22 protein-coding genes are annotated in these 24783 nt (G+C 67.7%); 11 read left to right on the plus strand and 11 right to left on the minus strand.

Going from position 1 to position 24783, the window contains the following annotated elements; genetic code table 11:
- Nucleotides 1–2: 2 nt before the first annotated feature.
- Nucleotides 3–1247, minus strand: a complete 1245-nt coding sequence (locus tag AC1PLA_RS13805; RefSeq protein WP_481104759.1) for a DUF418 domain-containing protein — start codon at nucleotides 1245–1247, stop codon at nucleotides 3–5.
- Between the two features lie 207 nt (nucleotides 1248–1454).
- On the minus strand, nucleotides 1455–1934 hold the full coding sequence (locus AC1PLA_RS13810) for an FKBP-type peptidyl-prolyl cis-trans isomerase (RefSeq protein WP_024939526.1): 480 nt from the start codon (nucleotides 1932–1934) through the stop codon (nucleotides 1455–1457).
- Nucleotides 1935–1980: 46 nt separating this feature from the next.
- On the opposite strand from AC1PLA_RS13810, the gene AC1PLA_RS13815 reads away from it, so the two are divergent.
- Both AC1PLA_RS13815 and AC1PLA_RS13820 read left to right on the plus strand, forming a co-directional pair.
- Nucleotides 1981–2589: a C40 family peptidase gene (locus AC1PLA_RS13815; RefSeq protein ID WP_181118576.1), complete on the plus strand. Its 609-nt coding sequence runs from the start codon at nucleotides 1981–1983 to the stop codon at nucleotides 2587–2589.
- A 109-nt stretch (nucleotides 2590–2698) separates the two neighbouring features.
- Nucleotides 2699–3448 (plus strand): C40 family peptidase, encoded by a 750-nt coding sequence (locus tag AC1PLA_RS13820; protein WP_481104760.1) that lies wholly within the window; start codon nucleotides 2699–2701, stop codon nucleotides 3446–3448.
- Nucleotides 3449–3596: 148 nt separating this feature from the next.
- On the opposite strand, the gene AC1PLA_RS13825 is transcribed toward AC1PLA_RS13820, so the two are convergent.
- The 3 genes from AC1PLA_RS13825 to AC1PLA_RS13835 form a co-directional block, all read right to left on the minus strand.
- The gene (locus tag AC1PLA_RS13825; protein ID WP_126967372.1) at nucleotides 3597–4088 is read right to left on the minus strand and encodes an acyl-CoA thioesterase; all 492 of its coding nucleotides are present in this window, start codon (nucleotides 4086–4088) and stop codon (nucleotides 3597–3599) included.
- 106 nt (nucleotides 4089–4194) lie between these two features.
- Entirely contained in the window at nucleotides 4195–5031 is an 837-nt protein-coding gene (locus tag AC1PLA_RS13830) for a class I SAM-dependent methyltransferase (protein ID WP_164736933.1), read from the minus strand.
- A gap of 9 nt (nucleotides 5032–5040) precedes the next feature.
- Nucleotides 5041–6381, minus strand: a complete 1341-nt coding sequence (locus AC1PLA_RS13835) for a dicarboxylate/amino acid:cation symporter (protein ID WP_039522251.1) — start codon at nucleotides 6379–6381, stop codon at nucleotides 5041–5043.
- A 146-nt stretch (nucleotides 6382–6527) separates the two neighbouring features.
- On the opposite strand from AC1PLA_RS13835, the gene AC1PLA_RS13840 reads away from it, so the two are divergent.
- From AC1PLA_RS13840 to AC1PLA_RS13865, 6 genes are all read left to right on the plus strand, one after another.
- Complete coding sequence (locus tag AC1PLA_RS13840; protein ID WP_481106204.1) at nucleotides 6528–8234, plus strand: alkaline phosphatase family protein; 1707 nt, start codon at nucleotides 6528–6530, stop codon at nucleotides 8232–8234.
- 88 nt (nucleotides 8235–8322) lie between these two features.
- Nucleotides 8323–9618 carry a tRNA lysidine(34) synthetase TilS gene (gene tilS / locus AC1PLA_RS13845; RefSeq protein WP_481104761.1) on the plus strand — a complete coding sequence of 432 codons (1296 nt, stop codon included), beginning with the start codon at nucleotides 8323–8325 and terminating at the stop codon, nucleotides 9616–9618.
- Nucleotides 9619–9649: 31 nt separating this feature from the next.
- Entirely contained in the window at nucleotides 9650–9913 is a 264-nt protein-coding gene (locus tag AC1PLA_RS13850) for an exodeoxyribonuclease VII small subunit (protein WP_016903977.1), read from the plus strand.
- Nucleotide 9914: 1 nt separating this feature from the next.
- The gene (locus AC1PLA_RS13855) at nucleotides 9915–10790 is read left to right on the plus strand and encodes a polyprenyl synthetase family protein (RefSeq protein WP_126962929.1); all 876 of its coding nucleotides are present in this window, start codon (nucleotides 9915–9917) and stop codon (nucleotides 10788–10790) included.
- 24 nt (nucleotides 10791–10814) lie between these two features.
- Nucleotides 10815–11120, plus strand: coding sequence for a hypothetical protein (locus AC1PLA_RS13860; protein WP_126962931.1), 306 nt, complete (start codon nucleotides 10815–10817; stop codon nucleotides 11118–11120).
- 173 nt (nucleotides 11121–11293) lie between these two features.
- A complete protein-coding gene (locus AC1PLA_RS13865; RefSeq protein WP_039522258.1) occupies nucleotides 11294–12391 on the plus strand; it encodes a M35 family metalloendopeptidase in 1098 nt (365 codons plus the stop codon).
- A 70-nt stretch (nucleotides 12392–12461) separates the two neighbouring features.
- Here AC1PLA_RS13865 and AC1PLA_RS13870 read toward each other — a convergent pair whose 3' ends face one another.
- Together AC1PLA_RS13870 and pmbA are read right to left on the minus strand one after the other, a co-directional pair.
- On the minus strand, nucleotides 12462–12926 hold the full coding sequence (locus tag AC1PLA_RS13870) for a DUF4870 domain-containing protein (protein ID WP_024940779.1): 465 nt from the start codon (nucleotides 12924–12926) through the stop codon (nucleotides 12462–12464).
- Between the two features lie 104 nt (nucleotides 12927–13030).
- Nucleotides 13031–14398, minus strand: coding sequence for a metalloprotease PmbA (gene pmbA / locus AC1PLA_RS13875; RefSeq protein WP_054591519.1), 1368 nt, complete (start codon nucleotides 14396–14398; stop codon nucleotides 13031–13033).
- 52 nt (nucleotides 14399–14450) lie between these two features.
- Between pmbA and yjgA the strand changes: the two genes are divergently transcribed.
- Nucleotides 14451–15032, plus strand: a complete 582-nt coding sequence (yjgA, locus tag AC1PLA_RS13880) for a ribosome biogenesis factor YjgA (RefSeq protein ID WP_481104762.1) — start codon at nucleotides 14451–14453, stop codon at nucleotides 15030–15032.
- A gap of 151 nt (nucleotides 15033–15183) precedes the next feature.
- Here yjgA and tldD read toward each other — a convergent pair whose 3' ends face one another.
- Nucleotides 15184–16629: a metalloprotease TldD gene (gene tldD, locus AC1PLA_RS13885; protein WP_024940782.1), complete on the minus strand. Its 1446-nt coding sequence runs from the start codon at nucleotides 16627–16629 to the stop codon at nucleotides 15184–15186.
- Between the two features lie 99 nt (nucleotides 16630–16728).
- Here tldD and AC1PLA_RS13890 point away from each other — a divergent pair, with 99 nt between their 5' ends.
- Nucleotides 16729–17484: a DUF6065 family protein gene (locus AC1PLA_RS13890; RefSeq protein ID WP_104559426.1), complete on the plus strand. Its 756-nt coding sequence runs from the start codon at nucleotides 16729–16731 to the stop codon at nucleotides 17482–17484.
- 131 nt (nucleotides 17485–17615) lie between these two features.
- Here AC1PLA_RS13890 and AC1PLA_RS13895 read toward each other — a convergent pair whose 3' ends face one another.
- From AC1PLA_RS13895 to AC1PLA_RS13905, 3 genes are all read right to left on the minus strand, one after another.
- Entirely contained in the window at nucleotides 17616–21542 is a 3927-nt protein-coding gene (locus AC1PLA_RS13895; RefSeq protein WP_481104763.1) for a YhdP family protein, read from the minus strand.
- A 143-nt stretch (nucleotides 21543–21685) separates the two neighbouring features.
- A complete protein-coding gene (gene rng, locus AC1PLA_RS13900) occupies nucleotides 21686–23185 on the minus strand; it encodes a ribonuclease G (RefSeq protein ID WP_024939725.1) in 1500 nt (499 codons plus the stop codon).
- Nucleotides 23185–23757: a Maf-like protein gene (locus tag AC1PLA_RS13905; protein ID WP_102253807.1), complete on the minus strand. Its 573-nt coding sequence runs from the start codon at nucleotides 23755–23757 to the stop codon at nucleotides 23185–23187. The genes rng and AC1PLA_RS13905 overlap by 1 nt, the downstream gene beginning before the upstream one ends.
- A gap of 122 nt (nucleotides 23758–23879) precedes the next feature.
- Between AC1PLA_RS13905 and AC1PLA_RS13910 the strand changes: the two genes are divergently transcribed.
- Nucleotides 23880–24614 (plus strand): SIMPL domain-containing protein, encoded by a 735-nt coding sequence (locus tag AC1PLA_RS13910; RefSeq protein ID WP_039522270.1) that lies wholly within the window; start codon nucleotides 23880–23882, stop codon nucleotides 24612–24614.
- Nucleotides 24615–24783 lie beyond the last annotated feature (169 nt).

Here is a 24783-nt window from a genome sequence, read left to right on the forward strand (position 1 = left end):
CACTACCCCACGCGCGCGTTGCTGCGACGCATCGGCGGCACACGCAGATAGGTCACGCTACGCCATAGCCATTCCATCGGCCCGAAGCGGAACCAGCGTAACCACAATTGGCTCAACACCACCTGCAGCGCAAACAGCGCCAGCGCGAACGGCAGCTGCCATACGCGCGGCAGCTGCTCGAAATAGCCCAGCCCGTAACCGTAGAAGATCCACGTGCACACCAGCGATTGCATCAGGTAGTTGCTCAGCGCCATGCGCCCGGCGGGCGCAAGCCATGCCAGGCGCGGCGCCAGGCGCACCACCCACGCCGCGTAGCCCAGGCTCATCAGCGGGCCGGCAATCAGCGACAACGCGAACGCACCCGACAGGCGCAGATCCAGCCGCGCCGGATCGATCCACGGCTCCAGCGCGTAACTCACCCCCATCACGCCCAGCCCGAGCGGCAGCACCCCGTAGCGCAGGGCCCGAAACAGGCGCGGGAAGCGCTCGGGCGCGGCGATCGCGCCACTGCGCACAAACCAGCTGCCCAGCAGGAACATGCCGAGCATCGCCGGGCCATTGATGCTCAGCCCGGTCATCGCGTGCTGCAGGTCGTGCCAGCGCTGCAGCGTCGCTTGCGCATAGCTGCCGCTCCCGAAGGCGGCGCGCTGCGCCTGCACGTTCGCTGCGGCCTGTAGCGCCGCATCGGCCATCGCGGCCTTCCATTCCACGGCACCCGCCGGATCGAGCTGCATCAAGGTGCCTGCGACGCCATACAGCAGCATCAACGCGGGCGCGCAACAGTAGACCAGCGCGGCAAACCACGGCAGCGTCACCGTCGGCACCGAGCGCGTGGCCAGCAGCAACAAGGCCAGCAACGCGTAGGTCACCAGCACATCGCCGGACCACAGCAGCAGCGCATGCAGTAGGCCGATCACCAGCAGCCCGACGGTACGGCGCAGATAGGTGCCGAACAACCCACGCCCGGCCTGCGCGGCACGTTGCGCCATCACCGCAAAGCCCATGCCGAACAGCAGCGAGAACAGCGTATAGAACTTGCCCTGCACCAGCAGGTACACCAGCGCATCGGTAACCCGGTCGGCGCCGTGCCAATGCGGCTCCACGCCGGTGACCGCCAGATCGAGCGGACCGACGAAGGCTTCGATATTCATCAGCAGGATGCCCAGCAGCGCAAAACCGCGCAGCACGTCGAGCACCGCGATTCGCTCGCTGATTGCGATGGGCAGCAAAGGATCGCGCGGGGTCATCTCGGCTCGGGCAGCGCGGCGCGGCGATCGCGGCGCGCAACATGCAAACAGCCCGCCGAGATGGCGGGCCGCGGAAACACATCCAGCCAACGCTGGTCACACGGACACGATCGGCGCGTGCAAGCCGGCATCACCGTGCGGTGCATGCCGATCCTGCAGATAGACCGCATCGGTCCGTCTGCCACACAGGCCGCGTGACGACTGCGCTCAGTGGTGATGGCCGCCTTCGCCATGCACATGCCCGTGATCGCGCTCTTCCTGGGTGGCTTCGCGCACCTCGATGATCTCCACGTCGAAGTGCAGGTCCTTGCCAGCCATCGGGTGATTGAGATCGACGTCGACCACGCTCATGCCGACCTTCTGCACCGTCACTGCGCGCGGGCCGAAGTTGGTCTGCAGCACCACCTGGGTGCCCGGGACCAGCTTGGTGGCGCCGAAGTGCTTCTTGGGCACGCGCTGGCTCAGGCCTTCGCGGTATTCGCCGTACGCTTCGGTGGCCTTGACGTCCACGCCGAAGCTGTCGCCGGCTTCCTTGTCCATCATGGCCGCTTCCAGGCCCGGAATGATGTTGCCGTGGCCGATCATGATCGCCAACGGGTCACGCTCCTTGGAGCTCTCGATCGGCTCTTGGCCCAGCTCGGAAACGGTGTAGTGGAAGCGGACGACGCTGTCTTTTTCGATCTTCATGCCTGGCTCTGGATAGGCTGCCCGGTGGCAGACGGTGGAGGACGGCTTGTCGGCCGCCGGGTGCGCCGCCATCATGGCGACCTTTCGAACCGCCCATTATCCCGGCTCCATGCATATCACGCCAGTTTTCGCCGCCCGCGCCCGCTGCGCCGCGGCCAGTTCGTTGCTGGGCCTGCTCGTGCTGCTGGGCGGTTGCGCACAGGCACCGGTCCGTCGACCGGCCGCCACCCCGCCACCGGCACCCCGCGTCTGGCCGCAGGTGCCGCCGTCCAACCCGGCCGCCGCCAACAACATCCTGATGCGCGCGCTGGGCCTGGTCGGCACGCCGTACCGCTTCGGCGGCAATACGCCGGAAACCGGCTTCGACTGCAGCGGGCTGGTCACCTATGTCTACAAGGATGTGCTGGCACTGTCGCTGCCACGCACCTCCCGTGAGCTGGCCGCGGTGCAGGGCCCGCGCATCCCGCCGGAGCAGTTGACCACCGGCGACCTGGTGTTCTTCGGCTCCAGCGGCAACGTGACCCATGTCGGCATTTATGTCGGTGAAGGCCGCTTCGTACACGCCCCGAACACCGGCGGTACCGTCCGCTTGGATTTCCTGGATGGCGCCTACTGGCGTGACCATTATTCAGGTTCAAAGCGGGTTTTGCCCTAATGTGTGACGCGCATCACATTTAATAAAACGGAAATTTAACCTTTTTTGAACGTAACGATTCTTTCACCAAGGCATCATCCCGCATCGACAGCAGAATTGTGATTCCCGCGTGACGAACGACGAACAGATCAACACTGGCGCCGCACCGCTTCCGCCCCGGAAACCGCTCCGCCTGCTATGCGCCACTGCCCTTTGGCTCGCAGCCCTACCCGCCCTGGCCCAGACCACCAACGGCACCGCATCCGCTCCGCAGACGACCACGCCAGACAGCGCCGTCGCCGCCGAGAAAGCCGCAACCCGCAGCCGCGCCGACGCCGCTGCCACCGCAACACTGGCCGCCCTGCTTCCGCACCTGGCCGCCAACGACGCCATTCCGCTGATGGACCGCTCGGCGATGTTCGCCGGTGACCTCAGCCGCCTGCTGGCCAATTACGACGTCTCCCAGAGCGCAGCCAATGCTGCCCAGAACGCCGTGGCCGACAGCCGTGTGCAGGTGATCCTGCAACGCGCCATGGCCCTGCTCGGCACCCCGTACGTCTGGGGCGGCGAGTCCACCGAAGGTTTCGACTGCAGCGGCCTGGTCGGCTATGTGTTCAAGACCGCCCTGGGCATCGACCTGCCGCGCGTGTCGCGCGACATCGCGCGTGACGAGTCTGCTGAACTGATCAAGGACCCCAACGCGCTCAAGGCAGGCGATCTGGTGTTCTTCGGCAGGCGCGGCCGCATCGACCACGTGGGCCTGGTGGTCGGCGATGGAAAGTTCCTGCACGCGCCCAGCCGCGGCAAGGACGTGCGCGTGGATTCGCTGGCGAGCGGTTACTGGAGCGAGAAGTTCATTCAGGCACGTCGGGTGCTGTGAACCCAAGCACCTGATCCACTGCACGACAGAAAGGCCGCGGAGATCCCGCGGCCTTTTGCATGGTGGACGGTCTTTGCGCGGAAGCTCCCTGCCGTCGCCGCGCACGCATCTGGGTCACGTACGCAGCACCGCGCACTTGCCACCGCGATCAGCGCGCGGCATCGGCCTGGTAATGCGCCATGGTGTCCTCGATGCCCTTGCTCAGTTCCATCACCTTGAGCGCGTACTCGGCCAGGCGCTGATCCTCGGGCGTGTCCGGCCGCCAGGAAGGCACTTCCACCGGGGTGACGCCATCCGGGTCCATCGCCACGAACACGATGATGCAATGCGTGCATAGCCGCGAGTCGCCGCCCATCGGGCTGCGCGCGCGCACATCGATGGCGAAGTGCATGCTGGTGCGGCCGGTGTAGACCAGCTTGGCCGACACCGCAACCAGATCGCCGATCCGCACCGGCGCCACGAAGCGAATGCCGCCCACCGCCACGGTGACGCAGTAATGCCCGCTCCAGCCACTGGCCGCGGCAAAGCCGACCTGGTCGATCCACTTCATCACCACGCCGCCATGCACCTTGCCGCCGAAGTTGACGTCGCTGGGCTCGGCCAGAAAACGAAATGTCAGATCACGCTGCTCGCCAATCACCGCCCGCCCCCGTCAATGGATGAGCTGGCAGTGTGCCATGCGGGTGGGAGGTCAGCGCGCCCAACGCAAACGCCTGACGCCGCGTCCGGCAGGACCGACGCTTCACTCAGGAACGCAGCGCATCCAGGTTGTCCTGCCTGCACAGGCACAGCCAGGGAAAGTGGGGTTGTTTCATTCTGAGCATTCTTCGCAGGCGCGCCCCCGGGCGTCGCGGGTCGAACAGTCGCTGCACCACAAAGCGGTCGAAGCTGGCGTAGGTGTGCTGATGGTAATGCGCGGCCAGCGCCGGAACGCCCAGTTCGGTGAAGTAGCGCAGGCTGCGCGCGGCGCTTGCGTTGGCGGCTTGCGCATCCGCATACAGCGGGCTGTCGAGGATGTGCAGCTCGCCGCCGTCGCGCAGTTGGGCGAGCAGGCGGACGACCAATGCCGCAGGGTCGGCGAAATACTGGATGCAGGCCGGGACCACGATGACGTCGAAGAGATCGCGCGGCAGCGCCAGGGTCTGGATGTCGGCGGCGATAAAGCTCAGGCGCTGGTCGTGGCCGAACACGCGCGCGGCCTGGGTCAGCTCGGTGCGGTTGACGTCGATGCCGCAGACGTCGCGTTGCAGCGACTGCGCCAGCAGCTGCGACAGCCAGCCGTTGCCGCAGCCCAGTTCGGCAATGGCGCCCTCGCCTGCCTGCGCGCGCAGGTGTTGGACCAGCAAGGCGCTGGACAGCGCGCGCACCTGCCATTCCAGACTCGTGCCGAGTTTGCCGCCGGGACGCGGCAGGCTGCGCACCTGTGCATCGGTGTAGAGCCGGCCTTCCTTGCGCCGAACCTGCAGATACTGCTGCTCGAACGGGTCATCGGCCAACGACCGCTGCACCAACACGCCCTCGACGCAGTGCAACTCGGGCAACTGCTGCAGCCGATCGCGCAGCGTGGGAAATCCAGCGCGCATCGGCGGCGGTCAGCGCTGCGTCGGCGCGCGATCGGTCAGCGGATCTTCCAGCCCCACATTGGTCGAGGCCGACTCGTAGACCGCCTTGTCGAGCAGGCCGGTTTCCTTCGCCACCAGCACTGGCACCAGCATCTGCCCGGTCACGTTGGTCATGGTGCGCATCATGTCGAGGATGCGGTCGATCGCATACAGGTAGCCGATCACTTCCAGCGGCAGGTTGGCCGCACTCAGTACCACCGTGGCCATGATCACTGCGGTGCCGGGCACGCCGGCGGTGCCGAAGCTACCGAGCACCGAGGCAATCAACACCACGAAGTACTGATTCGCGGTCAGCGGCACGCCGGTGTACTGCGCGATGAACACCGCGCACAGGGCCGGGAAGATCGCACCGCAGCCATCCATCTTGATGCTGGCACCCAGCGGCACTGCGAACGCGGCGTAGTCCTTGCTGACGCCCAGGTTATGCGTGATCGAGCGCATCGCCACCGGCATCGCGGCAAAACTCGATGAACTGACGAAGGCCACCTGCATGCCCGGCGCCGCGCCGCGGAAGAACTTCCACGGGTTCAATCCATGCAGCAACAACAGGCTGCTGTAGACCACCACGATATGGATCGCGCACGCCACATACAGCGCCAGCACGAAGTTGCCAAACGGCAGCAGTTTCTCGAAGCCATAGCTGCCGACCAGGCTGGCGATCAGCCCGAAGGTGCCGAGCGGGGTCATCTCCAGCACGAAGCGAGTGACCTGGATCATGATGTCGCTCAACTGCGCGGTGAGCTTGCGTGCCTCGGCCACACGCTCGCCGAGCTTGACCATCGCAAAGCCCAGCAGCGCGGCGAAGAAGATCACCGGCAGGATCGATCCGCGCCCGGCAGCCAGCACCGTTTCGCCGGCCGCATTGGTCTTGGTGCCGATGCCGGTCAGTGCGTAGAACGGGTTGGAGGGCACCACGTCCAGCAGCACCTTGATCGGGCTGGGCACATCGCGCGGTTTCCAGGCCGAATCCACGCTCAGGCTGAAATGGCCGGCGCCGGGTTGCATCAACGTACCCACCGCCAGGCCCACGCCCACCGCCAGCGCAGCGGTGATGACGAACCACAGGAAGGTGCGCCCACCGAGCGCGGCGACGGATTTTTGCCCGTGCAGCGAGGAGATCGCATTGATCACCGCAAAGAACACCAGCGGGATCGCGATCATCTTGATCAGGGTGACGTACAGATCGCCGAGCGGGCCGAACCACACATCGGCCGCCGGCCCCATGGCCCAGCCGGCCAGCGCGCCGAGCACGAAGCCGGCCACCACGCGTTGCCAGAACGGAATGCGCAACCAGGCCGAGACCAATGTCATGCGTCGAATCATCCGGGGGGGGGGAGAGTGCATGCACCATAGCCCAGGCCCGCGCCGCCCGCGAGGCCACGACTGGAACAGCGGCGTGTCATCTGTGTGACACCAGGCATCCCGGCATAATGCGCATTGATTCAGTCACGAGTTCGATGCCGATGCGTTACCGCCTGCCTGCCCTCGCCGCCCTGACCACCGTGTGTGTCGCCGCCTGCGCGTCCAGCGCCGTCACCAGCGCATCCGCGCCTGCCGCCGTGCGCGTGGAGGTGCCGCAGGTGGCGCATCCCGCCGGCGAGACGCCGCAATGGTGGTACCGCTCGGGCGCCGCGCGCGCAGCCGGCAATGGCGCGATGGCCGGGCGCGCGCGCAACGTGATCCTGTTCCTGGGCGACGGCATGAGCCTGACCACGGTGGCGGCAGCACGCATCCTGGATGGCCAGCGCAAGGGCGGGCCGGGCGAGGAGAACCTGCTGTCGTGGGAGCAGTTCCCGGCCACCGCCTTCAGCAAGACCTACAACACCGATTCGCAGACGCCGGATTCGGCCGGCACCATGACCGCGATCACCACCGGGGTGAAAACGCATATGGGTGCGATCGGCGTCAGCAGCGGCAACCGCAGCGACTGCGCCGACAGCCTGGGCAAGGGCTTGTTGAGCTGGCTGCAGTTGGCCGACAGCGCCGGCATGGCCACCGGCATCGTCACCACCACCCGCCTCACCCACGCCACCCCGGCGGCGACCTATGCGCATTCGCCGGACCGCAACTGGGAAAACGATACCGACCTGCCCGAGTCCGCCCACACTGCCGGCTGCCAGGACATCGCCCAGCAACTGCTGTCCAGCGCACGCTTCGGGCGTGGTCCGCAGGTGGTGCTAGGCGGCGGACGCAGCCAGTTCCAGACTGTGCAGGAACGCGATCCGGAATACGACGACAAGGTCGGCCTGCGCCTGGACGGCCGCGACCTGGTCGCCGAGTGGAGGCAGACACACCCGCAGGGCGCCTACGTCTGGAACGAACAACAGTTGCAGGCGGCCACCGGCGCGCCCGCACTGCTGGGCCTGTTCGAGCCGGATCACATGCAGTTCGATCACGATCGCAATCGCACCCCGCAGGGCGAGCCCAGCCTGACCGAGATGACCCATACCGCAATCCAGTCGCTGTCGCGCGACCCGAACGGCTTCGTGCTGATGGTCGAAGGCGGCCGCATCGATCACGCCAACCACGCCGGCAATGCCTACCGCGCGCTCGACGAAACCGTCTCGCTGTCCGATGCAGTACGCACCGCCGTGCAGACCGCGCCGCCGGACACGCTGATCATCGTCACCGCCGACCATTCGCATACGCTCAACTTCGTCGGCTACCCGGTGCGCGGCAACCCGATCCTGGGCAAGGTACGCGGCACCGGCGGCGAAGAAGGCGACCGCAGCCAACTGGCCACCGACCTGGCCGGCCAGCCCTACACCACGCTGAGCTACGCCAACGGCCCCGGCTACACCGGCGCCAGCAACGCGCAGCCGGCCGGCCCCAAGAAGTACCCGCACGAACCCAGCACCAGCGAGCCGGCCGCCGGCCGCCCGGACCTGACCCACGTCGACACCGAGGCGCCCAGCTACATGCAGGAATCGCTGGTGCCGACCAAGTCCGAAAGCCATGGCGGCGAAGACGTCGGCATCTGGGCCACCGGCCCGGGCAGCGCCGCCTTCCGCGGCACGCTGGAAGAGAACGTGATCTACCACGTCATCGTCCAGGCCACGCCGCGCCTGCGCGAGCGCCTGTGCAAGGCCGGTACCTGCGACAGTGCCGGCGTGCCGGTGGAGTTGCCGCAGTCGGCCACGTTCGAGACTGCGGCCAAGCGCTGATGGGCAGGCTGCGGGCAGCGCGGACGGTGGCGGGTCATACCCCGCCGCCCGCGTGCGGATGCAGCGTCGCAGCACACCAACTGCATCGATGACCGGATTGCTACCACCCGCAGCGCCGCCTGGCCCGGTGCTGGTCGCCTATAGCGGCGGCGTGGACTCGAGCGTCTTGCTGCACCTGCTGGCAGCGACGCCGCGTTATCGCGGAACGGGGCTGCGTGCTTTGCACGTGCATCATGGCCTACATGCCGATGCCGACGCCTGGGCCGCGCATTGCCAGCGCCAGTGCGACGCACTGCACGTCCCCTTGCAGATCGCGCGCGTGCAGGTCGCGCGCGACAGCGGCCTGGGGCTGGAAGCGGCGGCACGCCATGCACGCCACGCCGCGTTTGCCGCCGCACTGGCGCCCGGCGAATGGCTGGCGCTGGCGCACCATCGCGACGATCAGGCCGAAACCTTCCTGCTGCGCGCACTGCGCGCTTCCGGCCCGGACGGCTTGGCCGCGATGCGCGCGCAGCGTCCCTTCGCCGCCGGCATGCTGTGGCGTCCCCTGCTGGCGCATGCGCGCGCCGAGGTGCTGGCGTATGCACAGGCACATCGCCTGCAATGGATCGAAGACCCCAGCAATGCCGATGCCCGCCACGACCGCAACTTCCTGCGTACCCAGCTGATGCCCGTACTGCATCAGCGTTGGCCGCAGGCCGCCGAGGCACTGGCGCGCAGCGCGCAGCTGAGCGCCGATGCCAGCGACCTGCTGCTGCAGGAGGACACCACGCTGCTGCCTGGCCTGCTGACCGCCGCCGGCGCACTCGATCTGCAGGCCTTGCGTGCGCAGCCGGCAACACGTCGACCGCGGCTGCTGCGCGCCTGGGTGGCTGCAGCGCAGGCACCACCGCTGCCTGCGCACGGCGTTGCCGCCCTGGAGCAGGAAGTCGACGACGACGCGCCGGATCGGCAGGCCTGCTTTGCCTGGCAACAGGTGCAGGTGCGGCGCTGGCGCCAGTGCCTATACCTGCTGCGTCCGCACAGCACGTGGCCGGCGTCATGGCAGGCCTGCTGGGATGGCACGTCCCCGCTGCCACTGCCGGATGGCGCGCAGCTGCAGTTACACGGCGCACCCGGCCTGCGCTTCGCGCAACCGCTGCTGGTGCGCGCACGCCAGGGTGGCGAACGCATCGTGCTGCCGCAACGCGCGCATTCGCATCGGCTCAAGCACCTGCTGCAGGCGCTGGATCTACCGCCCTGGCAACGCGCGCGCCTGCCGGTCCTGTGGGCCGACGGCCAGGTGCTGGCAGCCGGCGACTGCATCGTCTCGGCGGCATTGAGCGACTGGCTAAGCGCGCATGGCGCATCCTTGCGATGGCGCGACCACGCCACTGCGAATTGACCCGCCTGCCTGCGCGCCGCACACTTTGACGATGGTCAAAAAATCCTTGAACGAAACATCCCCGGTTGCCCGCTTCGAACAGTCGCTGGAAGAACTCGAGCAACTGGTGCAGAAGATGGAAGTCGGCGACCAGAGCCTGGAGCAATCGCTCACCGCCTACGAGCGCGGCATCGGCCTGTACCGCGACTGCCAGCAGGCACTGGAACAGGCCGAACTGCGCGTGCGCATGCTGACCGACCCCGCGCGCCCCGATCTGGCCGAAGACTTCCAGGCGCCATCGCAGGACGGCGGCTGAGGTGAGTTCGGCGTTGTTCGAGCACTGGATCGGCCGCACCGAACGCAGCCTGGAGGCCAGTCTGCCCAGCACCACCCTGGCACCGCAGCGACTGCACGCCGCGATGCGGCACGCGGTGCTGGGCGGCGGCAAGCGCATGCGTCCGCTGCTGGTGTATGCGACCGGCGCACTGTTCGGCGCCAACGAGGACAGCCTGGACACCCCCGCAGTGGCGGTGGAGCTGATCCACGCCTATTCGCTGGTGCACGACGACTTGCCGGCAATGGACGACGACGCCTTGCGCCGCGGCCAGCCCACCGTGCATATCGCCTTCGACGAAGCCACGGCAATCCTGGCCGGCGACGCGCTGCAGACACGCGCCTTCGAGTTGCTGGCTGCGGCCCCGGTCAGCGCAGAGCTGCGGGTCGGCTGGCTGCAGAGTCTGGCCACCGCCGCGGGCGCTGCCGGCATGTGCGGCGGCCAGGCGCTGGATATCGATGCCACCGGCCAGTTGCAATCGCTGCGCGATCTCGAGCGCATGCACGCCCTCAAGACCGGCGCGCTGATCCGCGCCGCGGTGCGCATGGGCGCGCTGACCGGCGCTGCCGCAGCCGACGACCAGCAACGCCTGGATGCGTTTGCCGATGCGCTGGGCCTGGCGTTCCAGGTCCGCGACGACATCCTGGATGTGGAATCAAGCTCGGCGCAGCTGGGCAAGACCGCCGGCAAGGACGCCGCGCAAGCCAAGTCCACCTATCCGGCCCTGCTCGGAATGGACGGCGCCAAGGCCAAGCTGGCCGAACTGGCCACCCGCATGCACGACATCCTGCAGCCCTACGGTGCGCCCGGCGACACGCTGGCGACGCTGGGCCGGTTTGCGGTGGACCGCGCGCACTAGCGCACTACGTTCGTTTGAGCGGCCGTGCAGCCGCGCCGCGCCCCGCGTGTTGATGTCTGGCAACAGAGCACCGGCACCGCCAATGCGCAGGGTGAGGAGGCCACTGCAGCGGCTGCAATGCCACCACGCACGGCGATTACGGCAGCACGTTCGACTCCAGCAGCCCGCAGTGATCAGCCGGTCGCACCGGCCTTTGCGCACACCGTGCGCCAGCGCACGGTGCGGCTGCAGCGCACCGCCCTGCAAGTGCTGCGCTGTGTCACAGAACGTAAATTCTCTTTCAGTACATTTTTCACATGTAAATTTCCGCACATTAGCCAAAAAGCGTGAACCGATCCGCAATTCTTCGCTGAATTGTCGCCATCGTTGTCCGTATTTGTCATTGCGTAGCCACCAGTAGGCCAAAAACCGCAGCAATCGGTTCTCTTGTTGCGTCTGCTCGCTCTGCCTAGGTTGACCTGCCCGCGTCCGCGGACATCCCCCGACCACATGGAGAGTCACTGGTGAAGAACGTTTTTCTCGCATCGTTTGCAGCAGGTACGTTGGCCGTTGTTGGCGTGCTCGGTTCGGCGCAGGCGCAGTCCGTGCGCGGCCCGGTCCCGTTGACCATCGAACTGGCGCCGGTCGCCGATCAGGCCGGGCGACATCAGGGCAAGATCGCGGTGACCGTCACCAACAACGGCAGCCAGATCGCCCGCGTGCCCACCTATCAACTACCGCTGCAAACGCTGGACAACGGCATCCTGGAAGTGAGCCGCGATGGCGCGCCGGTGGCGTACACCGGACGCCTGGTCAAGCGCGGCCTGCCCAAGGCAGCCGACTTCACCATCCTCAAGCCCGGCCAGAGCGTCAAGGGCGAGGTCGATCTGGCCGGCGCCTACGATCTGTCGACCAGTGGCAACTACACCATCCAGGTCCGTTCGTCGCTGCAATACGCCTCGCTGTCCGACGGCAGTCTGATGAAGGCGGCCAACGGCCAGCCGGCCGTGGCCACCAGCACGCCGCTCACCGTCTGGCTGGACGGCGCGCGTCGCGGCGTGCAGCGCCAGCTCGCAATCGGTCCGACCGCCGTGGTTAATGGCATCAACTACCTCAACTGCAGCACCACCCGCACCAACCAGGCCGCCAGTGCCGTCACTGCCGCGCGTACTTACTCGCAGAACGCGCGCAACTACCTCAATGCCGGCAGCACCGGTGCGCGCTACACCACCTGGTTCGGCGCCTACAACGCCTCGCGCTACAGCCGGGTCAGCTCGAACTTCGTCAACATCGACAACGCGCTGGACCAGAACAACGGCCAGCTGACGATCAACTGCAGCTGCGAAGCGGATCTGGCGGACGCCTTCGCCTACGTCTATCCGAACCAGCCGTACGAGATCCATGTCTGCAATGCGTTCTGGAGTGCGTCGACAACCGGCACCGACTCCAAGGCCGGCACGCTGGTGCACGAGACCAGCCACTTCACGGTCGTCGCCGGCACCCAGGACCGTGTCTACGGCCAGTCCGGCGCGCGCAGCCTGGCGATCAGCAACCCGGCCCAGGCGATCACCAACGCCGACAGCCATGAGTACTTCGCCGAGAACACCCCGGCGCAGAACTGATCGCATCGTCGCCTGAAACGACAAAGGCCCGGCATCGCTGCCGGGCCTTCGTCATTTGCACCGCGCCGGATTACTTGATCAGGCGCAGCGTGAACGGATAACGGTAGTGTTCGCCGTTGTTGGCCTTGACCGCGGCCAGGATGCACAGCACCAGGTTGGCGATCCACACCAGCGTCGGCACGAAGAACAGGATGCCGAACGACACGATGGTCAGGATCACCGCAGCCACATAGGCAATGATCACGGTGATCTGGAAGTTCAACGCCTCCTTGGCCTGATCGGTGGCGAACGGCTTGGACGGGCTGGCGTCCTTGCTGATCAGCCAGATCACCAGCGCGCCGATGAAGGACGTCAGGATGCCGAGCAAGTGCGCGGCCAGCGCCAGGGTGCGCTCCTCCGACGGCGTGCTGGTCCCGATCGGCGGCGGCGGCGGTACGGCGTGTGACTCGAATTCGCTCATCATGTCTCCCCATGCATGGTTGTGGTGCGGCGGACTATAGCAACGATTCAGCCAGCCACCAGTGCGGGAAGACATGGTCTCGGCGGTGCACGGCGGCTACCGCCAGGCAGAGCGGCAAGACGCGCGCGCCAGGCGCCGTGTAGTCAGGCAGTGGGTGCAGCTGCCTGGGTCAGCTGCGCTCAGCTATCGCCTGCCACCGTCATGCGGTTGAGCAGCACCGAGCCGATCTTGACGTGCGAGCGCGGATCGACATCGCTGCCGACCGCCTCGATGCCGGCGAACATCTCGCGCAGATTGCCGGCGATGGTCAGGCCGTCGACCGGATAGGCGATCACGCCGTTCTCGATCCAGAAGCCACCGGCGCCGCGCGAATAATCGCCGGTCACCGGATTGACGCCGTTGCCCATCAGCTCGGTGACCAGCAGCCCGCGCGACATGCCGGCAACCAGCGAAGCCAGGTCGCCGGCGTTGGCGGTGACCTGCAGGTTGTGCACGCCGCCGGCGTTGGCGGTGGTCTGCAGGCCCAGCTTGCGCGCCGAGTAGCTGCCCAGCACATAGCGCTGCAGCACGCCGTCGCTGATCAATGCCGAACGCCGCGTCGCCACACCCTCGCCATCGAAGGCGGCCGAGCGCAGGCCGCGGCGCAGATGCGGTAGTTCTTCGATGTTGAACCAGTCCGGGAACAGTTTGCTGCCGACACTGTCGAGCAGGAAGCTGGCACGGCGATACAACGCGCCGCCGGAGACCGCGCCGAGCAGATGCCCGACCAGCGAGCGCGCCACTTCCGGCGCGAACAGCACCGGCAGCTGGCCGGTCGGCAGCGAGCGTGGCTGCAGCCGCGCCAGGGTGCGTTCGGCGGCGTGGCGGCCGATCGCTTCCGGCGCCTCCAGGTCTTCGCGCGCCAGCGCGCTGCTGTACCAGCCATCGCGCTGCATGCCGTCGCCCTGGCCGGCAATCAGCGCGCAGCTGATCGAATGATGGGTGCCGCGCTCGCGGCCGATGAAGCCATGCGAGTTGGCGTAGACCGACAGGCTGAGCCCGGTGCTGGCCGAGGCGCCGTCGGAGTTGCTGATCCGCGCATCGGCATCGCGCCCGGCGCTCTCGCAGGCCAGCGCCAGATCCACCGCGGTGTCGGCGTCCAGCGCCCACGGGTGCCAGCTGTCCAGCTCGGGGAAGTCGCGCGCCATCAGCTCCGGATCGGCCAGGCCGGCAGCGACGTCGTCCTCGGTGTAACGGGCGATCGCGCAGGCCTGGGCAACGGTCGATTCCAGGCTGGAATCCTGCAGATCGGCGGTGCTGGCGCTGCCCTTGCGCTTGCCGAAGTACACGGTCACCGCAATGCCGCGGTCACGGGTGGATTCCACCGTCTCCACATCGCCCAGGCGCACGTTGACGTCCAGCCCGCGCTCTTCGCTGCAGCTCACTTCGGCCTGGGTGGCGCCGGCGGCACGGGCGCGCTCGAGCAGGCGCTGCGCGATGTCGGTGAGCGCATCCAGGCGCTGCAGGCTGTCGTCCTGGACACGTGTTTCGGAGGAGAGTGCGTTCAATGCTTTATCCTAGTCTCAATGATGAATAACTTTTTGTTTCGGATGGATGGCAATGCGCGGACGCGACGAAGACACCGGTGAATTCCGCGGCGCCAGCCGCAGCCAGCAGCGGCGCGAGGCGCTGGAAATCTTCGACCTGGGCGAAAAGCTGGTGGCGCTCACTCCGGCGCAGCTGGCCAAATTGCCGGTGCCCGAATCGCTGATCCCGCATATCGAGGAGAGCAAGCGCATCACCTCGCATATCGCGCACAAGCGCCAGCTGGCGTTTCTGGCCAAGCACATGCGCCGCGAGGACGACGAAACGCTGGCCGCAATCCGCGATGCGCTGGATGCCAACAGCGACACCGCGCGCCGCGAAGTGGCCGCGATCCACCGCGTCGAGCGCTGGCGCGAGCGTCTGCTCGCCGAAGGCGATGTGGCGCTGGCCGAACTGCTGGAAACCTACCCGGCCGCCGACCGTCAACAACTGCGCCAGCTGGTACGCAACGCGATCCACGAGCGGGCCAAGAACAAACCGCCGCGCGCCTACCGCGAGCTGTTCCAGGTGCTGCGCGACCTGTCTCAGGAGCAGGGATTGGAGGGTGGGGAATCGGGATTGGAAGACGACGAACCGGCGTCGGAAGCCGACGAATAAGGCTCCGCTCGATCCACCCAGCCCCGCAACGGCCATCCCGGCCGTTGCCAATCCCAGATCCCGGCTCCCGGATCCACCCAAGCGGAACCCGCCACGCCCGGCGCTTCCTGCTGTTGCGAATCCCGAATCCCGAATCCCAAATCCCCGCATCTCAGGCCTGCGTTCCACCAACAGTGATGCCGTCGATCAGCAGCGACGGCTGGCCGACGCCGACCGGCACGCTCTGCCCGTCCTTGCCGCACACGCCCACGCCCTCGTCCAGCGCCAGGTCATTGCCGATCATGCGCACCTTCTGCATGGTCTCCGGGCCGTTGCCGATCAGCGTGGCGCCCTTGACCGGCGCGGTGACCTTGCCGTCTTCGATCAGGTAGGCCTCGGTGGCCGAGAACACGTACTTGCCGCTGGTGATGTCGACCTGGCCGCCGCCGAAGTTGACCGCGTAGATACCCTTTTTCACCGAGCGGATCATTTCCTGCGGATCGTGCTGGCCGGCGCGCATGTAGGTGTTGGTCATGCGCGGCATGGTCAGGTGCGCGAACGATTCGCGCCGGCCGTTGCCGGTCGGTGCCACGCCCATCAGGCGCGCGTTGTGGGTGTCCTGCATGTAGCCGACCAGCACGCCATCTTCGATCAGCGTGGTGCACTGGGTCGACGTGCCCTCGTCGTCGATATTGAGCGAGCCGCGGCGGCCATCCAGGGTGCCGTCATCGACGATGGTCACGCCCGGCGAGGCCACGCGCTCGCCGATGCGGCCGGCGTAGACGCTGGTGCCCTTGCGGTTGAAATCGCCTTCCAGGCCATGCCCCACCGCCTCGTGCAGCAGCACGCCGGGCCAGCCGGGGCCGAGCACCACCGGCATCACGCCGGCCGGTGCCGGAATCGCATCCAGGTTGACCAGCGCCTGACGCAGCGCTTCGCGGGCGAAGCCTTCCGGGCGGCCATCGGCGAACAGTTCGGCATAGCCGTAACGGCCGCCGCCGCCGGAGTAACCGGACTCGCGCCGCCCGCCCTGCTCGACGATCACCTGCACGTTCAGCCGCACCAGCGGGCGCACGTCGGCGGCAAGCACGCCGTCGCTGCGCGCGATCAGCACCGTGTCCACCCCGCCGGACAGGCTCACCATCACCTGCTTGACGCGCGGGTCGGCGGCGCGCACGTACTGGTCGATACGGCGCAGCAGATCGACCTTGGTCGCGCTGTCCATGTCGTCGATCGGGTCGGTGGCCGGGTACAGCGCACGGCCGTTGCCGCGCACCAGCGAGCGGGTGGATTGCGCACCGCCCTCGCGCGAGATTGCGCGTGCGGACTGCGCCGCCTCCAGCAAGGCGTCGCGCTGGATGTCATCGGAATAGGCGAAGCCGGTCTTCTCGCCGGCAATCGCGCGCACCCCCACGCCCTGTTCGATGGAATGCGCACCGTCCTTGACGATGCCGTCTTCCACGCTCCAGCTCTCGCGTCGCGAATGCTGGAAGTACAGGTCGCCGAAGTCGATGCCCGGGCCCAGCAGGGCGCCAAAGGTGCGGTCGAGATGGCCGGTGTCCAGGCCGGAAGGAAGCAGCAGCCGGGTTTCGGCCAGAGTGAGAGCGTTATCGGTCATGTAGTCAGGATGGGGCCCGCGCGCCGGGGAGACAAGTCGTTCGGCTGAACATGCGGCACGGCTATCATCGCGGGTCCATCGCCACGCCGACGCCCGCGCATGAAGCTCACCGCCCACGTCCTGGATGGCCATACGCTGGACATCCGCCCTGCCCCGCACGAGCGCGACTGGATGGACGCCACCGACCAGCGCTATGCCTACCGCTGCCTGCCGCTGGCGATCGCCAATGCGCATGGCTGGGAGCTGCTGTGCCAGGCCGGTTTCGAGGCGAATTGGGACGGGCGCGACGGCCTGGATGCGATCCGGATCGATGCCGATGCCGGCGCCGCTTCACCGGCGCTCAGCCACTTCGGCTACGGCGTGCTGACCTTCCACGTGCCCTGCCTGTTTCGCACCGATGCCGGCATGGATCTGTTCGTCACCGGGCCATTGAACCGGCCCAAGGACGGCATCGGCGCGCTGAGCGGCATGGTCGAAACCGACTGGAGCCCGTACACCTTCACCATGAACTGGAAGTTCACCCGGCCCGGGCAAGTGCGCTTCGAGGCCGGCGAGCCGTTCTGCCATCTGTTCCCGCTGCCGCGCCAACTGATCGAACAGGTGCAGCCGCAGTGGAAGCCCTTGTCCGAGGCGCCGCAACTGGCCCAGCAGCATGCCGACTGGACGCGCAGCCGCACGCAGTTTCTGCAGGAACTGCCGGATGCGCAGTCGGCCGCCGCGCGCGAGAAATGGCAACGCGGCTATTTCCGTGGCGTCGCCGATGCCGATCAGGCGCCGGTGCAGGGCCACCGTTCGCGCCTGCGTCTGCCGATGTTCGTGCGCGCCGATTGCGAGGGCGACAGTCCGCTCGACTGAGTGCATCGCTGCATCGGCGCGCGGGACGTGCCCGCTGACGCGCTTGCCGCGTTCGATCGACTTGCCGCAATGCCTGAGTGCCCGCGACGACTCAGCACCAGCACACGCCAGCGCGCCCGCAATTGGGCGCGTCAGCGTGGCGACCGACCGGGCGCGCCTGGCGTTGCCGTGGGCGCGCCTTCTGCCGGCGGCTTGCCAGGCGCACGCTCGCGCACTTCGCGTTCCACCACGTCCACCTGCGGATCCTTCCACGGCCCGGTGACGTGATAGGTCTTGGCACCGATCGCCCCCAGCGGTTTGCCGAGCACCGCATTGGCGGCCGCGCCCACCGCCGCCCCGACCGGGCCGCCGGCCACGGCGCCAACCACGGTGAGCAGATTGCCGGCCTTGGGGTTCACGTCCACGGTCTGGTCGAAGGTCTGCGCGCGCAGGTCGGTCTGCCCCCGGATGGCGATGTCGGCGGCCGGGCCTTCGATGCGGATTGCATCGGTGCGCGCGAAGCCCTCGCCGAAGCGCACCTGGCCGTCCAGCTTGTTGAAGGCCAGCCCCTTGGAGAAGAAATCGCGGAAGTCGAACATCAGCCGGCGCGGCAGCTGCGCCACGCTGAGCAGGCCGAGCACGCGGCCGGCACCGGGGTCCACTTCCAGCAGCTGGCCATTGCGCACGTCGATCTTGAGATCGCCATCCAGCGAACCGAGCGCAAACCCGGTCGGCGAGCCCTGCCAGCCGGCATTGAGTTCCAGCTGGCCTTCGCCGCCGCGCAGCTGGCCGCCCAGGGTGAGGTTCTGCAGCAGGTTGCCGAGATTGCGGCTGTCCACCCGTGCCGACAGCCGGGTGCTGGCGGAATCGCCCTTGCCGCGCCAGGCGCCGGTCAGGCCGATGTTCTGGTCGTTGGAGCGCAGTTGCAGCTGGTCCACCTGCATGCCGTCGGTCAATCGGCTGCTGCGCAGGGTGGCCGCGCCCAGGGTCATCTTGCCGACCTGCAGGTCGTCGATATCCAGCGACAGCGGCGGGATCGAGACCGGGTCGAACTCGGCCACCGCACGGCGCGCCGGTTCCGGCAAGGCCCCGGCCAGCGGATCGCCCGGCTCGGGTGCGGCCGGCTCGGCCGGTGCGGCCACCGGCTGCCAGTGCACCGTGCTCAGCTTGCCCTGCACGGCGGCGCCATCGGCATTGGGCACGCTGAGCTGGCCGGCCAGCGACGGGCCGTCCAGGGTCACCGCCACCGCGTCGCGGGTCGGCCGCAGGCGCAGGCGCGTCTGCGGGAACACGCCGCCGATCATCAGCAACCGGTCGGCCTGCACATCCACCTGCTGCAATGGCACGGCGTCCTGTTTCGGTGCTGCCGGCTGGCCCGGCAGTGGCGGCATGTCCGGCTCGCTGCTGCCGCGCGCCAGGCTGATCCAGTCGATTGCATCCAGCGAGGCAGTGCGGCCGGTGACCACCAAGCCGTTGGCGGGCGGCCGCTCAGTGACCGTGTCGGTGCCCATGACCACGCGCACGCCGGTCTGGTTGCCCTGGCTGCTGGCCTTGAGCGCGACCAGCTTGCCGAAGGCCACGTCGATGTCGCCATCGCCCACCGGCAAGGCCACCCTGACCTGTGTGTCCAGCGGCTGCGTGGCCGCCTTGTCCAAGGGTGCGGGCAGATCCAAAGTGATGCCAACCAGCTGCGAGCGTAGTGTCAGCAACGCCTGCGCGTCGGCCTGCCCTGGCGAGGTCAGCGGCACGTCCACGCCCACCTGCCACGGTGCGCTGCCATGCACGTAGGGGCGCAACCATTCCATCTGCGGCGCGCGGTCGAACAGCTCTTTCGCATCCAGGGTGGCGCCAAAGCGCGCCTCGAAGGCCTGCTTGGGGTCCTGCACGAAGCCGCCGGCACGCAACGACAACTCGCCGCTGCGGCCCTGGTGCTGCACGCTCAGGCGCTCGGCGGCAAAGCCGCTGTCGCGGTATTCGGCCTGCCCGCTGACCTGGTCGAAAGCCAGGTTCCAGCGCGCATCGCCCAGCCTGGCGCCCTGCAGCGCGACCGTGCCCTGCAGATGGCCGCCCACACCGCCGGTGCGCAGGGGCCGCAGCAGGTCGAAGCTCACCGCTGCCGGGCCGGACACCGTGAGGTTGCGCAAGGTGTCCCCGTAGCGCTGCTCCAGCGGGCTCTTACGCAACATGCCCAGCAGCTGCGCGGCATCGGCCCGGGTGGAGGCACGCACGTACAGCTCGGAGGTGGCGAAGCTGGGAATGCCCGCCTCCAGCGACGCGATCGGCGCACCGGCCAGCTCGCCCTTGCCCTGCAGGGAAAATCCGTTGCCGATGAAGCGCAGATCGGCCTGCACCTGCTCCATCGCCGGCCAGTCCGGATTGAACGGGATCACGCCATCGCGGATCTGGCCGAAGGCCTCGAACCGGCCGTCGTTGTTGTCGAACGGCCAGTCGTCCAGATCGCCGCTGACCAGGCCGGTGCCGCCGGTGATCACGCCACCGGCAACTGCCGTGTCCAGCCAGTCGATGGCCGCCTTGCTCATCTTGGAGCGGATCCAGAACTTGCGCGCCACCGGCAGGGCAACATCGTCCAGTTGCGTGGCCAGCTGGATGCGCGGGCGGCTGCCATCGTTCTGGAACCACAGCCCGCCGCGCACGCTGGCGCCATAGTCCTTGGCCTGCACGCGCAACGCCGGCGTGGCGACCTGCCAGCCGGCACCGTCGCGCCAGCCCACGATGCTGCCGGCCAGCTGCAGCTCGTGCACCACTCCGAAACCGGTCGGCCAGTCGAAGCGCAGCGTGGCATCCGCTGCGGGGTCGAGCTGGATCGCCTGCGCATCGCCATCGATCCGGCCGCGCAGGCCGCTGATGCCCGGCGCATTGCCTACCGGCAGAAAGCCCAGTTCCTCAATCCGGGCCTGCGCGCGCACCGCTCCGCCCTGCTCACCGGCGATCTGCAGATCGGCCAGGCGCAACTGCGGCCGGGACAGGCTCAGCCAGCGCCGCAGGCCAGGCGACAGTTGCTCGCTCAAGGCGGCCGCCGCGATCAGGCCCGAGACATCGAGGTGTTTGCCCACCACCGCATAACGGCGCCCGCCGGCAATGCTCAGCCCGTCCAGCCGCTGCAGCCTGGCCGCCTGGCCCAAGCGCAGCAGCGGCGCATCCATGCGCCAGCCGCCGTCGATGGTCTGCCAGCGCGCGCGCGCTTGCAGCCGCTCCCACACCAGCGTGCGGCGTGCGGTCTGCTCAGGCAAAGGTGCGCCGGACAGACGCAGTTGTTGCAGGTCGGCATCCACGGTGACTGCGGTGATCCGGCGCGCGCGCAACTGCGACCAGGCCTGCAGGCGTCCGGTGCCGCCATCCACGCGCATGCCGCCGAACTGCAGCAACGCCGCCCAGGCGGCCAGATCGGCCGGGTCGGCTTGCGCATAGGCACTGCCGTCGCCGCTGTCGCGATCGAACGCGATCACCGTGGTCAACGGTGCGCGCTGCAGGTCGATCCAGGCGCGGCTGCCGACCTTCACCGTCGAGCCGTTGACGCGCAGGCGCAGGTCGATGCGCGGCAGCGTGGTGTCCACGCCGATCGACGGCGCGGCCACGCGCAGGCGCGCCTCGGCCACCTGGATCTCGCCGAGCCGGCGCAGCGCTTCCAACGGGTCCGAACGCCGCCCGGCCGGCAGGCCCTGCACCGACCACACGCCATCGTCGCTACGTTGCAGCGTCAGCGCCAGGCCACGCAGACGCACCTCGGTCAGCGAGTGGCCGGGCAACAGGCCGGCGTACATCGCCAGCAGGATTTCGGCCTGGCCCACACGCACCTCGCCATGCGGGCCGATCCGCAGGCCATCCAGCCGCAGCAACGGGCCGCGCCGGGTCCATTCGGTCTGCAGGCGATCGAACGCGATCGGCTGGCCGGCGCGCTCGCTCAGCCATGCGGCGATTTGCTGTGGCCGCTGCTCGGCCAACGGCAACGCCTGGCTGGCCGCCCCCACCAGCAACGCGATCGCCACCAGCGCAAGCGCGGTGGCAGTGATCGCATAGCGGCGAAACAGACGGAGACGGCGGCGCAGCGGGGTGGGCATCAGGGGCGGGGATTGGGCATTGGAGATTGGGGATTGGTCAAAGCAAAGCCGCGCGCGGTGCCGTCAAGCGCCATTATCGGACCAAGCCACGCTACCAGAGCCGGCGTTGACCAATCCCGAATCCCGACTCCCCAATCCCGGACTCACAGCAGCACCACATCGAACTGCTCCTGCAGATACTGGTCGTCGGACTGGAAGCGGATGCTCTTGCCGAGGAATTCCTCCAGCTCGGCCACCGCGGCCGACTCTTCGTCGGTGATGCGAGCGACGACCTTCGACGAGGCGATCACCAGCAGCCGCGCGGCATCGAACTGGCGCACCGCGCGGGTGATCTCGCGGAAGATCTCATAGGTCACCGTCTCGGCGGTCTTGATGGTGCCGCGCCCGCTGCACTGGCCGCAGGTTTCCGACAGCTGCCGCTCCAGGCTCTCGACGGTGCGCTTGCGGGTCATCTCGACCAGGCCCAGCGGCGAGAATTCGTACACGGTGGTCTTGGCATGATCGCGCGCCAGCGCCTTTTCCAGCGTGCGCAGCACCTGGCGGCGGTGCTCGGCATCGTCCATGTCGATGAAGTCGATGATGATGATGCCGCCCAGATTGCGCAGCCGCAGCTGCCGCGCCACTGCCTGCGCGGCCTCCAGGTTGGTGCGGAACACGGTCTCCTCGAGATTGCGCTGGCCGACGAACGAACCGGTGTTGACGTCGATGGTGGTCATCGCCTCGGTCTGGTCGATCACCAGGTAGCCGCCGGACTTGAGCGGCACCTGCTTGTTCAACGCGCGCCCGATCTCGTCCTCGACCCCGTACAGGTCGAAGATCGGCCGGTCGCCGGTATACAGCTCCAGCCGCTCGGCCAGCACCGGCATGTACTTGGCCACGAAGGCCTGCAACTGCACGAAGGTCTCGTTGGAGTCGACCTTGACCTTCTCCACGTCGCGGCGGATCAGATCGCGCACCGCACGCAACGGCAGGCTCAGGTCTTCGTAGATGATGCTGCACGGCGGCGCCTCGCGGCCGCGCCGCTCGACCACGTTCCAGACCCGCGACAGGTAGGCGATGTCCTCGGCCAGCGCTTCGGCCGGCTGGCCTTCGGCGTTGGTGCGGATGATGTAGCCGAAACCGCCGTGCTGGGCCGAGACCTCGCTGACGATGGTCTTCAGACGCAGCCGCTCTGCCTCGTCCTCGATCCGCGCCGACACCCCGACGATCTTGGATTGCGGCAGCAGCACCAGGTAGCGCGAAGGAATGCTGATCTGCGTGGTCAGCCGCGCGCCCTTGGTGCCGATCGGGTCCTTGACCACCTGCACCACGATGTCCTGGCCGTCGCGCAGCAGTTCCACGATCGGCACCGCGGCCGCCGGCGGCGGCGGGATCGGGGTTTCTTCGGTATCGACCACGCTGGCCGGTGCCGGCGCCGGGCGCACTACGTCGTTGGCGTGCAGGAACGCGGCGCGCTCCAGACCCAGCTCGACAAATGCCGCCTGCATGCCCGGCATCACCCGTTGCACCTTGCCCTTGTAGATATTGCCGACCACGCCCCGGCGCCAGCCGCGCTCGATATGCAGCTCCTGCAGCATGCCGTTCTCGATCACCGCGACGCGGGTTTCGCGCGGGGTGACGTTGACCAAGATCTCTTCCGACATCAATGCGCTCCGAGGGCTGTGAGCAACTGCGAGGTGTGAAACAGCGGCAATCCCATCACGCCGGAATAGCTGCCGGACAGATGGCTGATAAAACGTTGGGCGCGGCCTTGGATCGCATACGCGCCGGCCTTGCCCATCGGCTCGCCGGACGCCACGTACGCGGCGATCTGCGCAGCATCGAGTGGCGCGAAGGTCACCTCCGACACCACCAGCGTCTGCACCGGGGCGCGTTGCGCGCAGACTAGAACCACGGCCGTGAGTACCTGGTGGGTACGCCCGGACAGCAGGCTCAGCATGGCGATCGCATCGTCCGCATCGGCCGGCTTGCCGAACACCCGCTCGCCCAGCACCACCTCGGTATCGGAGCCGAGCACGATCGCATCGGGGTCGCTGGCCTGCACCTGCGCCAGGCCGGCACGCGCCTTGTCCAGCGCAACGCGCTGCACGTATTGCGCAGGCGATTCGTCGGGCGCGCGCAGTTCGGGCACGTCCAGTTGCAGGGTCTGGAAAGGCACATCCAAGCGTTGCAGCAGTTCTTGCCGGCGCGGCGACCGGGAGGCGAGATAGAGCATCCGTCCAGCATACCTGTTGCCCCTCCCCGCCCGCTTGCCGATCCGGGCGGCAGTGGTCGCGTTCGACTCACAACATGTTCATCGAACCGGCAACACGCTTCCCCTACAGACAAGGAGATCTCATGCGTACCACCCTCAAACCATTGTTGCTGGCCCTGTCCATCGCTGCCGGAACCGCCATGACCGCCCACGCCCAGACCGCTCCGAGCTACACCATTCCCAACGACGGCACCCTGCTCAACGTGTCGGCCGAAGCGGACGCCAAGCGCATACCGGACATCGCCACGCTGTCCGCCGGCGTGGTCACCCAGGCCGCCGACGGCAACGCCGCCATGCGCCAGAACGCCGAACAGATGAGCAAGGTCATGGCCGCGATCAAGGCCGCCGGCATCGCCGACAAGGATGTGCAGACCACCGGTATCAACCTCAGCCCGCAGTACACCTACAAGGAAAATGAAGCACCCAGGATCAACGGCTACCAGGCTAGCAACACGGTCAGCCTCAAGGTCCGCGACATCTCGCGCCTGGGCAAGGTGCTGGACGCGCTGGTCGCCCAGGGCGCCAACGACATCAACGGCCCCAGCTTCTCGGTCGACCAGCCCGAACCGGCCTACGACGAGGCCCGCGTGGCCGCGCTGAAGAAGGCCCAGGCCCGCGCCGACACCTATGCCAAGTCGCTGGGCCTGAAGGTGCGCCGCATCGTCAGCATCTCCGAAGGCCGCAGCGGCGGCGGCGTGCGCCCGATGATGATGGCCGCCTCGATGCGCTCGGCCAAGGCCGAGATGGACACCCAGGTCGCCCCTGGCGAGAGCACCTTGTCGATCAATCTGGATGTGACGTTCGAATTGGGTCGCTGAAGAGGCAAATCTCGTCCTGCCGCGTGCCGCTCACTGCCCTCTTCGGAGGGCAGTGTCGTTTCCGCAGCCCATCGCGAGGTGGCGCCTCATCGCCTTTCATACCAGCAATCAAGTTTCGTTTAAAACTTATAACGTGGTGACTTACAAGTGCCCAAAGTCACGTCAGGCC

It is taken from the genome of Xanthomonas sp. NCPPB 1826 (assembly GCF_056725285.1).

What these genes read in the sequence shown, in the direction of transcription:
- AC1PLA_RS13805 (WP_481104759.1), bottom strand. Translation starts at nt 1,247, where the DNA reads ATGACCCCGCGCGATCCTTTGCTGCCCATCGCAATCAGCGAGCGAATC.
- AC1PLA_RS13810 (WP_024939526.1), bottom strand. Translation starts at nt 1,934, where the DNA reads ATGAAGATCGAAAAAGACAGCGTCGTCCGCTTCCACTACACCGTTTCC.
- AC1PLA_RS13830 (WP_164736933.1), bottom strand. Translation starts at nt 5,031, where the DNA reads ATGCGCGCTGGATTTCCCACGCTGCGCGATCGGCTGCAGCAGTTGCCC.
- AC1PLA_RS13835 (WP_039522251.1), bottom strand. Translation starts at nt 6,381, where the DNA reads ATGACATTGGTCTCGGCCTGGTTGCGCATTCCGTTCTGGCAACGCGTG.
- AC1PLA_RS13840 (WP_481106204.1), top strand. Translation starts at nt 6,528, where the DNA reads ATGCCGATGCGTTACCGCCTGCCTGCCCTCGCCGCCCTGACCACCGTG.
- tilS (WP_481104761.1), top strand. Translation starts at nt 8,323, where the DNA reads ATGACCGGATTGCTACCACCCGCAGCGCCGCCTGGCCCGGTGCTGGTC.
- AC1PLA_RS13850 (WP_016903977.1), top strand. Translation starts at nt 9,650, where the DNA reads ATGGTCAAAAAATCCTTGAACGAAACATCCCCGGTTGCCCGCTTCGAA.
- AC1PLA_RS13870 (WP_024940779.1), bottom strand. Translation starts at nt 12,926, where the DNA reads ATGTCTTCCCGCACTGGTGGCTGGCTGAATCGTTGCTATAGTCCGCCG.
- yjgA (WP_481104762.1), top strand. Translation starts at nt 14,451, where the DNA reads ATGCGCGGACGCGACGAAGACACCGGTGAATTCCGCGGCGCCAGCCGC.
- tldD (WP_024940782.1), bottom strand. Translation starts at nt 16,629, where the DNA reads ATGACCGATAACGCTCTCACTCTGGCCGAAACCCGGCTGCTGCTTCCT.
- AC1PLA_RS13890 (WP_104559426.1), top strand. Translation starts at nt 16,729, where the DNA reads ATGAAGCTCACCGCCCACGTCCTGGATGGCCATACGCTGGACATCCGC.
- AC1PLA_RS13895 (WP_481104763.1), bottom strand. Translation starts at nt 21,542, where the DNA reads ATGCCCACCCCGCTGCGCCGCCGTCTCCGTCTGTTTCGCCGCTATGCG.
- rng (WP_024939725.1), bottom strand. Translation starts at nt 23,185, where the DNA reads ATGTCGGAAGAGATCTTGGTCAACGTCACCCCGCGCGAAACCCGCGTC.
- AC1PLA_RS13905 (WP_102253807.1), bottom strand. Translation starts at nt 23,757, where the DNA reads ATGCTCTATCTCGCCTCCCGGTCGCCGCGCCGGCAAGAACTGCTGCAA.
- AC1PLA_RS13910 (WP_039522270.1), top strand. Translation starts at nt 23,880, where the DNA reads ATGCGTACCACCCTCAAACCATTGTTGCTGGCCCTGTCCATCGCTGCC.